The following is a 13362-nucleotide window of genomic DNA, read 5'->3' as shown; positions in this document are numbered from 1 at the left end:
CGGTCTTCGGCGATGCGACGCAAGCGCTGGCGCTCCGGCATAATCGCTGGATGACCGTTCTGCGTTTCGACAACGTCAGCAAGCACTACGCCGGGGGCCACCAGGCGCTGACCGATGTCAGCTTCGAAGTGGCCGATGGCGAGATGCTGTTCGTGACCGGCCACTCCGGCGCCGGCAAAAGTACGTTGCTCAAGTTGATCCATCTCAGCGAGCGCCCCAGCCAGGGCGCCGTGTTGCTGGGCGAGCGCAATCTGCTCAAGGTGCGTGGCCGGCAGATTCCGCTGCATCGTCGCCAGGTGGGTGCGGTCTATCAGGACCATCGCTTGCTCAACGACCGCAGCATCGCGGAGAACGTGGCGTTGCCGTTGATCCTGCGCGGCACCCGTCGCGCCGAGATCGGCAAGCGCGTGCGCTCTGCACTGGAACGCATCGGCCTGGCCCATCGCGAAAAAGCCTTGCCGTCGCAGCTGTCGGCAGGCGAGCAGCAACGCGTCGGCATTGCGCGCGCCATCGTCGGTGAGCCGCGTCTGCTGGTGGCCGACGAACCCACCGGCAATCTCGACCCGGCACTGGCCGCCGAAATCATGCAGCTGTTTGCCGAACTGCCCGCGCGCGGCACCAGCGTGCTGGTGGTCAGCCACGACCTGGCGCTGCTCAAGCAGATGCGCAAGCGCGTGCTGATCCTGGATCACGGCCGCCTGGTCGACGACATCTCGCCGCAGGATCTGGCCGAATGAGCAAGCTCGCCAATACCGAAGCCGTGGCGCCGTCGCGCGTTGGCGTGTGGGTCGACCACCACCTGCACAGCATCGCCTTCAGCCTGGGCCGCGCCATGCGCAAGCCATGGGCAACGCTGCTGACCATCGTGGTGATGGCACTGGCGCTGGCGCTGCCACTGGGGCTGTCGATTGCGCTGGACAACGTCAAGCTGCTGGCCGGCAGCGTGCAGCAGTCGCGCGAAATCAATCTGTTCCTCAAGGTCGACGTCGCCGCCGACGCCGCACAGGCGCTTGCCGGCCAGTTGCGTGCGCGCCCCGACGTGGCACAGGTGACCCTGCGCACGCCCGAGCAGGGGCTGGCTGCGCTGCGCGAAAGCGCAAAACTCGATGAAGCCGCCGATGCCCTGGGCGAGAACCCGCTGCCGACCCTGTTGATCGTCACCCCCACCGATGCGGCCGACGATGCGCAACTGGCCGGCGCATTGCAGGCCCTGCCGCAGAGCGACCAGGTGCAGCACGACGCGTTATGGCGCAAGCGCCTGGATGGATGGCTGCAGTTCGGCGAACGCCTGGTGCAGGTGCTCTCGGCGCTGCTCGGCATCGGTGCGGTGCTGGTGGTCGGCAACACCGTGCGGCTGGATATCCAGTCGCGGCGGGAAGAGATCGGCGTGCTGCAATTGCTCGGCGCCAGCGACGGCTTCATCCGTCGTCCGTTCCTGTATCTGGGCGCGTGGTACGGGCTGGGCGCCGGCGCCGTGGCGCTCGCCCTGATCGCCGCCTCGGGCTTGGCATTGCGCGCGCCATTGGCCACATTGGCCGATAGCTACGGCAGTTCCTTTACCCTGCACGGGCTGGATCTGCTGCATTCTGCAATGGTGCTGGTCGGCACCCTGGTGCTGGGTTGGCTGGGCGCCTGGCTGGTGACCGGCCATTTCCTCCGTCAGACCCGTCCCACCGAGACCTGAGGCCTGCCATGCATCCACCAGATCTCAAACACCTGATCAGCGACGCACCGCGCGTGATGGTCGTCGATGGTTCGAAGCTGGTACGCAAGCTCATTGCCGACGTGCTCAAGCGCGACCTGCCCAATGTGCAGGTGATCGGCTGCGCCAGCATCGCCGAAGCGCGCGATGCGCTGGAGGCTGGCGCGGTGGATCTTGTGACCACCTCGCTGTCCCTGCCCGATGGCGATGGCCTGACCCTGGCGCGCAGCGTGCGCGAAGCGGCCGGGCAGGCGTATGTGCCGGTGATCGTGGTGTCCGGCGATGCGCAGCAGCATCTGGTCGAGCGCCGTTTCACCGAGTACGTCACCGATTACTTCGACAAGGCGCTGGGCCATGAAGCGCTGGCGACCTTCATCCGCGGCTATGTGCAGCCCGAGCCGGTGGTGGGCGCGACCGTGCTCTACATCGAAGACAGCCGCGTGGTGGCCGAGGCGACCAAGCGCATGCTCGAGCGCCAGAGCCTGAAGGTGGTGCATGTGCTCACCGCCGAAGACGCCTTTGCGCTGCTCACCGCCGAATCGCTGGGCCGCACCGAGCGTCGCATCGACGTGGTGCTGACCGACGTGACCCTCAAGGGCGAGCTCAACGGCCGCGACGTGGTCGAGCGCATCCGTATCGACTTTGCCTACGGCAAGCGCCGCCTGCCGGTGCTGGTGATGACCGGCGACACCAATCCGCGCAACCAGTCCGAACTGCTGCGCGCCGGTGCAAACGACCTGGTGCAAAAACCGATCGAAGAGCGCCTGCTGGTGACCAAGGTGCTGTTCCAGTTGCGGCTGGCACGCCTGGAAGACCAGGCCATCACCCTATGACCGAAGTGGAAGGGCGTATCCAGCTGGAACCGTCGTGGAAGGCAAAGGTGGGCGACTGGTTGCTGCGCCCGGAGATGCAGGAACTGTCTGCCTTCCTGCGCCAGCGCAAGGCGGCCGGCGCTCGGGTATTCCCGCCCGGTCCGCAGATCTTCGCCGCGTTCGACGCCACCCCGTTCGAGCAGGTCAAGGTGGTGATCCTGGGCCAGGACCCGTATCACGGCGAAGGTCAGGCGCATGGGCTGTGCTTTTCGGTCCTGCCGGGCGTGCCGGTGCCGCCATCGCTGCTCAACATCTACAAAGAGATCCAGGACGATCTGGGCATCCCGCGCCCCGACCATGGCTATCTGATGCCGTGGGCGCGTCAGGGCGTGCTGCTGCTCAATGCGGTGCTGACGGTGGAGCAGGGGCGTGCCGGCGCGCACCAGAACAAGGGCTGGGAAGGTTTTACCGACCACGTGGTCGAGATGCTCAACCGCGAGCGTGAAGGCCTGGTGTTCCTGCTCTGGGGCAGCTACGCGCAGTCCAAGGGCAAGGTGATCGACCAAGCCCGCCATCGCGTGTTCAAGGCCCCGCATCCTTCACCGTTGTCGGCGCATCGCGGCTTTCTGGGTTGCAAGCACTTCTCCAGGACCAACGAGCATCTGCAACGCCGCGGTCTTCAGCCGATCGATTGGTCGTTGCCGTCGCGCAACGCATTGGACACAACATCGGCCGCCGGCTGAACAAGCGCGGGGACAGGCGCGGTTCGCCGCAGGTTTGTCACGGTCTGAGCGAGGGCGTGGTGCTAACGTAGCGGCTGAATTCGGGGAGCTGTACGGTAGAACGCCGGCAAGGCTGGAAGCCCGAACGTCCTATAAATGGAACGCTGGGAACTCTTTCTGTACCCGGCAGTCCAATAGTTCGACTGCTAAGATGGTGCCTATGAACCAGACTACCTCGACTGCCCTTGTGGCAAACAATCTCCCGATTCCCAGTGCGCTCGGTTCGCTGGACGCCTACATCGGTGCCGTGCACCAGATTCCGGTGCTGTCGGTCGATGAGGAACAGGATCTGGCCCGCCGCTTCCGCGACGAGCTGGACCTGGACGCAGCGCGCGAATTGGTCCATTCCCACCTGCGCTTCGTGGTGCATGTGGCCCGCGGCTACAACGGCTACGGCCTGCCGCTGGGCGACCTGATCCAGGAAGGCAATATCGGCCTGATGAAGGCGGTCAAGCGCTTCGACCCGGAAATGGGCGTGCGCCTGGTCAGCTTCGCAGTGCATTGGATCCGTGCCGAAATGCACGAGTTCATCTTGAAGAACTGGCGCATCGTCAAGGTCGCCACGACCAAGGCGCAGCGCAAGCTGTTCTTCAACCTGCGCAAGTCCAAGACCCGTCTGGGCTGGCTCAATGCGTCCGAGGTGACTGCGGTCGCCAAGGATCTGAACGTCTCCGAGCGTGAAGTGATGGAGATGGAGTCGCGTCTGTCCGGTCGCGATATCGGCTTCGACGCGTCGTCCGACGAAGACGACGATCACGGCCCGCCGTCGCCGGTCAGCTACCTGGTCGCCAACGAGGAAGATCCGTCGCAGGCCTACGAGCGGCACGACAGCGAAGACAATCAGCTGCAGTTGCTGCGCGAAGGCATGGCCGGTCTGGATACGCGCTCGCGCGACATCGTCAAGCGACGTTGGCTGGATTCGGAGTCCAAGGTGACGCTGCAGGAGCTAGCCGACGAATACGGCGTGTCGGCCGAGCGCATCCGCCAGATCGAGGCGAACGCGCTGAAGAAGATGAAGGCGCTGTTCGTCGCCTGATCATTTCGATCACGCGACAGGTGTTGCACAGACGGCCCGGTGATCCGGGCCGTTTGCATTTGTAGCGCTGTGCGCTACGTGCGCTACAAGCGTGTCGGCAGCATCGCTACTCCGGCAAGCGCGCGACCGGTAGATGCCAGCCGTAGCGGATCGCCATGAAGCGCAGCCCGAAACAGACGAGCGCGCCGGTCGTCAGCGACCAGGCCTGCGGCACTGCGAGCATGTGCCCGATCGCCACCAGGCCGCCACCGGCAAGCGCGGCCACCGCATACAGTTCGGCCTGCAACACCACTGGCGTGCGCGCGACCAGCAGGTCGCGCGCGATGCCGCCGCCGATGCCGCTGAGCATGCCCAGCAAGGTGGCGCTCAGCGGGCTGAGGTTGTAGTCCAGCGCCTTGCTGGTGCCATAGACCGCAAACAGCGCCAACCCCGCCGCGTCGAAGATCTGCACCGGGTTGCGCAGCCGTTCCACTGCGGTGTGCCAATAAAAACCGGCAACGCCGGCCAGGCAGGCGACCAGCAGGTACTGCGGGTGGACCAGCGCGGCCGGCGGGGTGGCGCCGATCAGCACATCGCGCACGATGCCGCCGGAGACCGCGGCCGCGCACGACAGCACCAGCACGCCGAACAGGTCCAGGCGATTGCGCACCGCCACGGTCGCGCCGCTCAGGGCGAATACGAAGGTACCGAGCAGATCCAGCAGGAACAGGACAGTCGTCACGATCAGCGCATCGAATCAGGCCGCACAGCATTGCGCACGGCCTGCGGCGCTGTCATCCGTCCTTGCTGCTGGGCGGCGGGTCGTCGGTGGCGCCGCCGAAGATGATGCGCGCGGCGCGCTGGTAGCTCCAGTACGCCATCGCCCAGTTCACCAGCACCACGAAGCGGTTGCGGAAGCCGATCAGGAAGTAGACGTGCGCGGCCAGCCAGAACCACCACGCCACGATGCCGGACAGCTTGAGCTTGCCCACGTGCACGATGGCGGCCATGCGGCCGATGGTCGCCAGGTTGCCGAAGTCCTGATAGCGGAACGCGGTCGCAGCCTGACCGCGCTGACGTGCGCGGATCGCCTTGGCGATGTGCTTGCCCATCTGCTTGGCCGCCGGCGCCACGCCCGGCACCGGGCGACCGTCCTGCTGCACCGACGCCAGATCGCCGCCGACGAAGATCTCCGGGTGGCCGGGCACGCTCAGGTCCGGCTTCACCAGTACGCGGCCGGCACGATCCAGCGGCACGCCCAGCGTGCGCGCCAGCGGTGAGGCCGCCACGCCGGCGGCCCAGACCACGGTGCGCGCCGGCACGAAGGTGTCGCCAAGCTGGTAGCCCAGCGCATCGATATGGGTCACCGGGGTGCCGGTGTGCACTTCCACGCCAAGCCGCTCCAGCTGCCTGCGCGCCTTGTCGGTGAGATCGTTCGGGAACGACGGCAGCACGCGCGGGCCGGCTTCGACCAGGCGCACGCGCGCCTGTTGAGGGTCGATATGGCGGAATTCGTTCTTGAGCGTGTGGCGGGCGATTTCGGCCAGGGTGCCGGCGAGCTCGACACCGGTGGGGCCACCGCCGACCACCGCAAAGCTCAGCCAGGCCGCGCGGGCGGCCGGATCGGATTCGGCCTCGGCGCGCTCGAAGGCCAGCAGCAGCTTGCGGCGCAGGACCAGCGCGTCGTAGAGGGTTTTCAGGCCGGGCGCATGTTCGGCCCACTGGTCGTTGCCGAAGTAGGCATGGGTGGCGCCGGTGGCCAGCAGCAGCATGTCGTAGTCGAGCGTCTTGCCATCGGCGAGCAGCACTTGACGACCGGTTGGGACGATTTCGGCCACATCGCCAAGCAGGACTTCGACATTGCGCTGCTCGCGCAGGATGTGGCGCAGCGGTGCGGCGATATCCGGTGCCGACAGCCCGGCGGTGGCCACTTGGTACAGCAACGGCTGGAACAGGTGATGGTTCTGGCGGTCGATCAGGGTGATGCGGATGCCGGGATCGTCGAGCGCGCGGGTCGCCCACAAACCGGCGAAGCCGCCGCCCACCACGACCAGATGCAGTGGAGCAGGGGAGGGGGAAGAGGTCATCGTAGAAGTCCGATGGAACGCGACGCGGGCTCGACAGCATGCCAAATTGCCAATGAACATGATGCGTGGGCGCAGCGCGCCTGCGGCATCATGTCGCATCCATCTTTGACGGCCTTCGCATGTCTTTGTTCCCACCGCCCCTGCCCCCGCTGCCGACCGCGCCAGCGCCCACTGCAGCACCGGTCGCCTCTGCGGTGCCTGCGGCCAGGAAGCCGCTCAGCGGCGTGGCCATCGGCCTGATCGGCATCCTGGCCTGCGCGAGTCTGTTCGGGGTGGTGGTGCTGGCCGCGGCCATGTGGCTGGTCAATACGGGCTGGTCGGTGTTTACCGACCAGGCGCGCAGCGCGCTGCAGGACGATGCGGTGGTGCAGGAACATATCGGCCAGATCCGCAGCATGCGGGTGGATCTGGTGCGCACGGGAATGGCGCCGGGCGGCGAAGAGTTCGTGTTCGCTGTGGAAGGCGACCGCGGCGCCGGGCGCGTCAAGGCGACCTGGATCAGCGCCGGCGCCGATCAGGAGATCCTGAGCGATGGCGTGCTCACCCTGCGCGATGGCACCGAGTACACCTTGCCGGCTGCAGAGACGGCGGAAGAGGCCACGCTCGATGCCGAAGCCGAGACAGAATCAGATCCGGAAATGGACACCGGGGCCGCAACCGAAACCGTCACCGACGCTGCACTGGAGCATTGAGCATGACCGACAATCCCGACAAGCGGATCGCCTTGCTGATCGACGCAGACAACGCGCCGGCCGGCAAGATCGATGTGGTGCTGGCGGAAGTGGCACGCTACGGCGTAGCCAACGTGCGCCGCGCCTACGGCAACTGGAAGAGCCCGCACCTGAAAGGCTGGGAAGCGGCGCTGCACGATTATGCGATTCGGCCGATCCAGCAGTTTGCCTACAGCTCCGGCAAGAACGCCTCGGACATGGCGATGGTGATCGATGCGATGGACCTGTTGTATGCGCGCAATCTGGATGGGTTTGCGATCGTCTCCAGCGATGCGGATTTCACCCCGCTGGTGATGCGTCTGCTGACCGATGGCATGAAGGTCTATGGTTTTGGCGAGAAAAAGACGCCGGCACCGTTCGTCAATGCATGCTCCAAATTCACCTACGTGGAAGCGCTGGGCGAGCAGGCCGCTGCGGCCAGCGACACCGCTGCCGGGCGCAAGGATGCGACCGCGCTGCGCAGCGATACGCGGCTGGTGCAGATGCTGCGCAACGCCATCGTCAGCGCGTGCGAGGACGACGGCTGGGCGTTGCTGAGCGCGGTAGGCAAGCAGGTGGCCAACCAGGCCTCGTTCGATCCGCGCAATTACGGCTATCGCAAACTCAGCGATCTGGTGCGTGCGATCGGCCTGTTCGAGCTCAAGCTCGACGAGCAGGCCTTATGGGTGCGCGACACGCCCAAGGGCAGCGGCAACCGTGCGAAAACCGCGGCGCCTGCGGTTGCACCGGGCCTGCAAGCCAGCCCCAAGCGCGCGGCGCGCGCAACAGCCAAACCTCTCGCAGCAAAATGACCATGACCCAGGATGCAATGGCACCCGCACAGTCGACGATCACCCTCTGGGGGCGCCGCAATTCCAGCAATGTGCGCAAGGTACTGTGGTGCGCCGAAGAAGCCGGTGTGGCGTATACGTCGATCGAAGTGGGCGGCGCCTTCGGCGGCAACGACACGCCCGCATATCGAGCGCTGAACCCCAACGCAGTGGTGCCGACGTTGCAGGATGGTGCATTGGTGGTGTGGGAGTCCAATGCGATCGTGCGCTATCTCGCCGCGCAATACGCGCCGGCGCTGTATCCGTCATCGCCGGCCGAGCGCGCAGTGGGCGACCGCTGGATGGACTGGACCACCTCGACCTTTGCCAGCGTGTTTCGCGATCTGTTCTGGGGCGTGCTGCGCACACCTGAGGCCGAACGCGATCCTGCACGCATCGCCGCGGCACTGGCGCAATCGGGCGAGCTGCTGGCACGCGCCGATATGGCGTTGGCGCAGCAGCCGTTTCTGTCCGGCGAGCGCTTGGCGATGGGGGATATTCCGCTGGGCAGCTTCATCTACGCCTGGTTCGAAATGCCGATCGCGCGGCCCGAGCTGCCGCATCTGCAGGCGTGGTATCAACGTCTGCGCGCGCGTCCTGCATACCAGCGTGGCGTGATGACCGCGCTGACCTGAGTTTCGGGTCTGCGCTGAAGCGGTCCATGGCAGACAGCACGTGCCGCCGACCTCACACGCTGTCGGCCTCGTGCACCGCGCGTCCCGGCAGCTCGCGTTGTCTGTAGGAGCGCACTTGTGCGCGAGGGCCTTCCCGACAACGCCACATCGCGCGCAAGCGCGCTCCTACAACGCACAAGCCCACCGTGCGGTTGGATGGACTCGCGGTGTGTGTGTGTAGGAGCGCACTTGTGCGCGAGGGCGTTCCCGATAACGCCACATCGCGCGCAAGCGCGCTCCTACGACGCACGATCCCATCGCGTGGCTTGCTGGCCTCGCGGTGTGTGTAGGAGCGCACCTTGGCGCGATGGCATTGCCGGTAACGCCTTGTCGCGCCCGGGTGCGCTCCTACGGAACGTGGGCGCACTGGCCACAATGTGAGTCTGGCGGCAGCGCGGTGTGCGATACGCCGGCATTAATACAGATCGATCGGGTCCACATCCAGCGACCAGCGCACGCGCCGCGCCTGCGGTAGCGCATAGATGGCCGGCAGCTGCGCATCGAGCAGCCGATGCAAGGCCGAGCGCTGCTGCGCAGACAGCAACAACTGGGTGCGCTGGAAACCGGCGCGGCGCGGCATCGGCGCGGGCATCGGGCCGTAGCACTCCACGTCCGCAAATGCGGGCGATTGCATGCTGGTATCTGCGGTGGCCAGGCCGCGTACCGCCATCAGGAACTGGTTGGCCGCCGCGACATCCTTGGCTTCGGCGCGGAACAGCGCCAGATGCGCAAATGGGGGAAATCCTGCCGCTTCGCGCTGCTGCAGTTCGGCATCGGCGAAGGCGTGGTAGCCGCCGTTGACCAGGGTCTGCAACAGGGGGTGTTCGGGATGGTGGGTCTGCAACCAGACCTCGCCGGGGCGGTCGGCGCGCCCGGCGCGTCCTGCCACCTGGATCAGCTGCTGGGAGAGTTTTTCGGCAGCGCGGAAGTCGGCCGAGAACAGGCCTTCATCGATGCCGACCACCACCACCATGGTCAGCCGCGGCAGGTCGTGGCCCTTGGCCAGGATCTGGGTGCCGACCAGGATGCCCGCCTCGGTTCCCAGCCGGGCCAGCTGGGTTTCCAGGGCGTCGCGGCGTTGGGTTGTGCTGCGGTCGATGCGCACCACCGGGAAGTCGGAAAACGCCTCGGTCAGCCGTTCTTCCAGCCGCTCGGTGCCGATGCCCTGCGGCTGCAGGGCCAGGCTGGCGCAGGCCGGGCAGGCCAGCGGCGCCTGCTGGCGCGCGCCGCAGTGGTGGCACTGCAGGCGGCGGCCGCCTGCGTGCACGGTCATCGGGGTCTGGTGCAGCGGGGTGCTGCAACGCTGGCAGGCGGCGGTCCAGCCGCAGTCGTGGCACAGCAGCACTGGCGCATAGCCGCGGCGGTTCTTGAACACCAGCACCTGCTCGCCGCGCGCCAGGGTGGCGCCGATGCCGGCCAGCACCTCCGGCGACAAGCCGTCCTTGAGCGGGCGCTTGCGCACGTCCAGCACGCGCACCCGCGGCGGGCGGGCGTCGCCGGCGCGCTGCGACAGCCGCAGGTGCTGATAGCGGCCGGAGTAGGCGTTGTGCAGGCTTTCCAGCGACGGGGTCGCGCTGCCCAGGATCACCGGCACATCCAGCGCCTTGCCGCGCACCAGGGCGAAGTCGCGGGCGTGGTAGCGGATGCCATCCTGTTGCTTGTAGCTGCCGTCGTGTTCCTCGTCGATCACGATCAGCCCGGCGTTGGGTAGCGGGGTGAACACCGCCGAGCGCGTGCCCACGATCAGCTTGGCCTCGCCGCGCCAGGCCGCCGCCCAGACCCGGGCGCGCTCGCCATCGGACAGGCCCGAATGCAGCGCATGCACCGGCACGCCCAGGCGGGCGCGGAAGCGGCCCAGCGTCTGCGGGGTCAGGCCGATCTCCGGCACCAGCACCAGCGCCTGGCGACCGGCCGCCAGGCAGTCGGCGATTGCCTGCAGGTAGACCTCGGTCTTGCCGCTGCCGGTGACGCCGTCCAGCAGATAGGTGGCAAAGCCGGTGTGCGCGCGGATCGCGGTGGCAGCAGCAAGTTGTTCTTCGTTGAGTGCCGGGCCGGTGCCGGGGCGTGGCGCGATGGCATCGGCCGGTACCGCCACGCGCTCGGCATGGCCGCGCTTGGCCAGGCTGCGTGCGGCGTCGCGCCAATGCGGCAGCAGCGGGTCCAGCTGCTCCTCGCCCACCGCACCGGTCAGCAGCAGGGCGGCCAGCAAGGCGGGCCGGCTGCCTGCGCGCAGGCCGGCAGCGCCTGTGCGCCCGGACTCGGTCAGTTGCCAGGCCCAGGCGTGGGTGTCGGCCAGCGGCTCGCCGCGGCGCAGCGGTCCGGGCAGCGCGCTGGCCTGAGCCTCGCCCAGAGGGGCATGGGTATAACGGGCCAGCCAGTGCAGCGAGCGCGCCAGTTCATCCACCAGCAGCGGCGTCTGGTCGCACCAGGCCAGTGCCGGGCGCAGTCCATCGGCCGACGGCTGCTGGCCGATCTCCACCACTACCCCGACCAGCTCGCGCGACCCGAACGGCACCCGCACACGGCAGCCGACCTGCGCCGGCTCGGTCAGCGGGGCCTCGGCAGGGGGCAGATAGTCGAACAGTTGGGGGAGCGGCACCGGCAAGGCGACGCGCAAGGTGGGGACGGTGGGAGGCATGCACCCAGTTTACCGACACTGTCCAGTGGCCCCGACTTGCGCAGTTTCGGTCGTGAGGGCGGTGTGATCAGTTGCGGGGCCTTTCTGTGACCCAGGTGATAAATACGACGTAAACCTATGTGAGGCCTGAGGAAACGGGTTTATCCACATCGCCTGTGGATAAGCCTGTGAATTAGTCGCGTGCTCCACGCGGTGAAGGCGGATTCACCTGCCTTGGCAACCTCTTGGACATTTTTTCACCATCCATCGAAAATCAATATAGATCAATCACTTAGGCGTGAAACACGATTGCAACAAAGAAAAAACAACAGTTGACAGACGCCGGCGTATCGGTATGTCTGCCGCTGTGCACAACGTCTGTGGGCAGCGCTCGCGACCGGAGCGAGGGTCGCGCGATCTGTCAAGCGGTCGGCGGGGCGGACTTGCGTCGGTATCATGCCGGCCGATGCTGGAGTTCACATGACCGTAGTCCCCGACGCCCCCGTCACCCCCGCCGCCTTGTCAGCCTTCCTGCGGGGTGTGGAACGCCGGGGCCTGGTGTTGGCGCAGTTGCAATGTGGCGATGTGACGGCCGCCGAGCGGGCCTTGGCCGCTGCGCTGCGTGCCTTCAGCAGCCAGGCTGCGGGACGGCCGATGGCTGGCTGGCCGATGCGCTTCTGGAGCCTGCTGGCTACCGCGCCGCCACTGCGCCGCGAGCCGATGCCCGGCACCTGGCTGCCGCCGTTCACCGTGCTGGGGCGGATGCAGACCCCCGACCGGCTGGCGCTGCTGCTGCGGATCGTGGCCGGGCTGGAAGAAGAGGCTGCCGGCGAAGTGCAGGGCATCGCGGTGGCGGACTATCGGCAGTCGCTTGCGCGTGCCTGTCCGCGCGATGCCGCCGGCAATCCCGATGCACAGGCCTGGCGGGCACTGGCCGAAGCGGCGCAAATGGAGCTGCGCGATCTGACCCCGTCCCAGCTGACCCGGCTTGGCCAATTGCGTGACGCGTCGCTGGCCGGCGTTGCATTGCAGCCTGCCATCCCGGCACACGCGCCGCCCGCGCCACGCCGTGCCGCCCCGGCACGCGTCCGCCCCAGGCGGCAGTGGCAATGGCCGCAGCTGGATCGCCGCCACGCCGGCATTGCCCTGGGGGTGCTCGCGCTGGCCTTGCTGCTGACGGTCCTGGCCTGGTGGTGGACGCACCGACGGCCCAGCCTGCCGCCCGAGCCGGTCTCACAGGCGCCGGCCGGGGTGTTGCACGTCACCGATGCGGCGCCAGTGCTGGTGGAAGAACTGCCGGCATCGGAACTGCAGGAGGCTCCGGCAGCCCCGGCCATGGATCCGCGCGACCAGACGATGCTGGCCGACCCGGATCTGGAGCTGGCGCGCGCAGCGGACTTTTACGCCTGGTACGCCGCCGGCCACCCGGTGCCGGCGGACGAGTCCGGCGCGCATGCCACCGCGGCCGAGCAGCCCTCCGCCCCCCTGGAGACCGTCGATGACGACAATTAAGTGGTCTGGCCTGCTGGTGCTCGCCGTTACCGGTATCGTCGGCGCGCAGGCCTTGCCGACGGCGCTGGACGAAAGCGGTCATAACGGACCCGTCAGCGCTCCTGCCGCGTCGGCAGCGCCGAGCGCCGCACAGCAACGCGCGCGCTGGGCTGCACTGACGCCGGTACAGCAGGCCGACCTGCGCGCGCGCTATGCCGCGTGGAAAGACCTGACCGCCACCGACCGCGTGGTGTTGCGGCAGGCGCGCGAACGGCTGCACAGCCTGCCCGACGACCAGCAACGCGCCTTGCGCACCCAGTTCACCGCAATGGATCGCCTGCACCGCGATGGCTGGCGCCTGGGGTCGCAAGTGGGCGCGTTCTACCCGCAGCTGCAGCCGCTGATCGGCTACGTGCCGGTCGACCAGCGCGAGCGCCTGCTGGCCGTGTTGCGCAGCCTGGACGCCGGCCAGCTGGAGCAGCTGGCAGTGCTCGCTCAACGCACCCCGCCACAGGACCGCGATGGATTGCGCGATGCCCTGCTGGCCGAAACCCCGGCCACCCGCAGCGCCTGGCTGAAGCGGCAACTGGCACGCTGATTGCCGCCGCATGTCGGCCTGGCAGGTGGCCGGCGACTTGCATC

General features: G+C 67.5%; 13 protein-coding genes. 10 read left to right on the top strand and 3 right to left on the bottom strand.

The annotated features are described in order from the left end of the window. Nucleotides 1-50: 50 nt before the first annotated feature. From ftsE to rpoH, 5 genes are all read left to right on the top strand, one after another. Entirely contained in the window at nucleotides 51-737 is a 687-nt protein-coding gene (ftsE, locus tag FHY19_RS07525) for a cell division ATP-binding protein FtsE (RefSeq protein WP_003484499.1), read from the top strand. Continuing rightward, nucleotides 734-1684: a permease-like cell division protein FtsX gene (gene ftsX / locus FHY19_RS07520; protein ID WP_259156869.1), complete on the top strand. Its 951-nt coding sequence runs from the start codon at nucleotides 734-736 to the stop codon at nucleotides 1682-1684. The genes ftsE and ftsX overlap by 4 nt, the downstream gene beginning before the upstream one ends. Before the next feature lie 8 nt (nucleotides 1685-1692). Further along, entirely contained in the window at nucleotides 1693-2535 is an 843-nt protein-coding gene (locus FHY19_RS07515; RefSeq protein ID WP_259156868.1) for a response regulator, read from the top strand. Beyond that, a complete protein-coding gene (gene ung / locus FHY19_RS07510; RefSeq protein WP_259156867.1) occupies nucleotides 2532-3257 on the top strand; it encodes a uracil-DNA glycosylase in 726 nt (241 codons plus the stop codon). Before FHY19_RS07515 ends, ung begins: the two co-directional genes overlap by 4 nt. A gap of 199 nt (nucleotides 3258-3456) precedes the next feature. Beyond that, nucleotides 3457-4332 carry an RNA polymerase sigma factor RpoH gene (gene rpoH, locus FHY19_RS07505; RefSeq protein ID WP_259156866.1) on the top strand — a complete coding sequence of 292 codons (876 nt, stop codon included), beginning with the start codon at nucleotides 3457-3459 and terminating at the stop codon, nucleotides 4330-4332. 106 nt (nucleotides 4333-4438) lie between these two features. Here rpoH and FHY19_RS07500 read toward each other — a convergent pair whose 3' ends face one another. Continuing rightward, nucleotides 4439-5053, bottom strand: coding sequence for a trimeric intracellular cation channel family protein (locus FHY19_RS07500; RefSeq protein WP_259156865.1), 615 nt, complete (start codon nucleotides 5051-5053; stop codon nucleotides 4439-4441). Between the two features lie 52 nt (nucleotides 5054-5105). After that, the gene (locus FHY19_RS07495) at nucleotides 5106-6398 is read right to left on the bottom strand and encodes an NAD(P)/FAD-dependent oxidoreductase (RefSeq protein WP_259163503.1); all 1293 of its coding nucleotides are present in this window, start codon (nucleotides 6396-6398) and stop codon (nucleotides 5106-5108) included. Between the two features lie 119 nt (nucleotides 6399-6517). On the opposite strand from FHY19_RS07495, the gene FHY19_RS07490 reads away from it, so the two are divergent. The 3 genes from FHY19_RS07490 to FHY19_RS07480 are packed head-to-tail and all read left to right on the top strand — an operon-like array spanning nucleotide 6518 to nucleotide 8573. Continuing rightward, nucleotides 6518-7090, top strand: coding sequence for a hypothetical protein (locus tag FHY19_RS07490; RefSeq protein WP_259163502.1), 573 nt, complete (start codon nucleotides 6518-6520; stop codon nucleotides 7088-7090). Beyond that, nucleotides 7087-7920: an NYN domain-containing protein gene (locus tag FHY19_RS07485; RefSeq protein WP_259163500.1), complete on the top strand. Its 834-nt coding sequence runs from the start codon at nucleotides 7087-7089 to the stop codon at nucleotides 7918-7920. Before FHY19_RS07490 ends, FHY19_RS07485 begins: the two co-directional genes overlap by 4 nt. A gap of 2 nt (nucleotides 7921-7922) precedes the next feature. After that, entirely contained in the window at nucleotides 7923-8573 is a 651-nt protein-coding gene (locus FHY19_RS07480) for a glutathione S-transferase (RefSeq protein ID WP_259156861.1), read from the top strand. A 454-nt stretch (nucleotides 8574-9027) separates the two neighbouring features. On the opposite strand, the gene FHY19_RS07475 is transcribed toward FHY19_RS07480, so the two are convergent. Next, on the bottom strand, nucleotides 9028-11250 hold the full coding sequence (locus FHY19_RS07475; RefSeq protein WP_259163498.1) for a primosomal protein N': 2223 nt from the start codon (nucleotides 11248-11250) through the stop codon (nucleotides 9028-9030). A 459-nt stretch (nucleotides 11251-11709) separates the two neighbouring features. Between FHY19_RS07475 and FHY19_RS07470 the strand changes: the two genes are divergently transcribed. Together FHY19_RS07470 and FHY19_RS07465 are read left to right on the top strand one after the other, a co-directional pair. Beyond that, nucleotides 11710-12741, top strand: coding sequence for a hypothetical protein (locus FHY19_RS07470; RefSeq protein WP_259163492.1), 1032 nt, complete (start codon nucleotides 11710-11712; stop codon nucleotides 12739-12741). Next, on the top strand, nucleotides 12728-13318 hold the full coding sequence (locus FHY19_RS07465; protein WP_259163490.1) for a DUF3106 domain-containing protein: 591 nt from the start codon (nucleotides 12728-12730) through the stop codon (nucleotides 13316-13318). Before FHY19_RS07470 ends, FHY19_RS07465 begins: the two co-directional genes overlap by 14 nt. Nucleotides 13319-13362: the final 44 nt, after the last annotated feature.

The sequence above is a fragment of the Xanthomonas sp. 4461 genome (assembly GCF_024806475.1).
Lineage (GTDB): Bacteria > Pseudomonadota > Gammaproteobacteria > Xanthomonadales > Xanthomonadaceae > Xanthomonas > Xanthomonas arboricola_F.
This window is presented reverse-complemented; position numbering and strand designations above follow the sequence as displayed.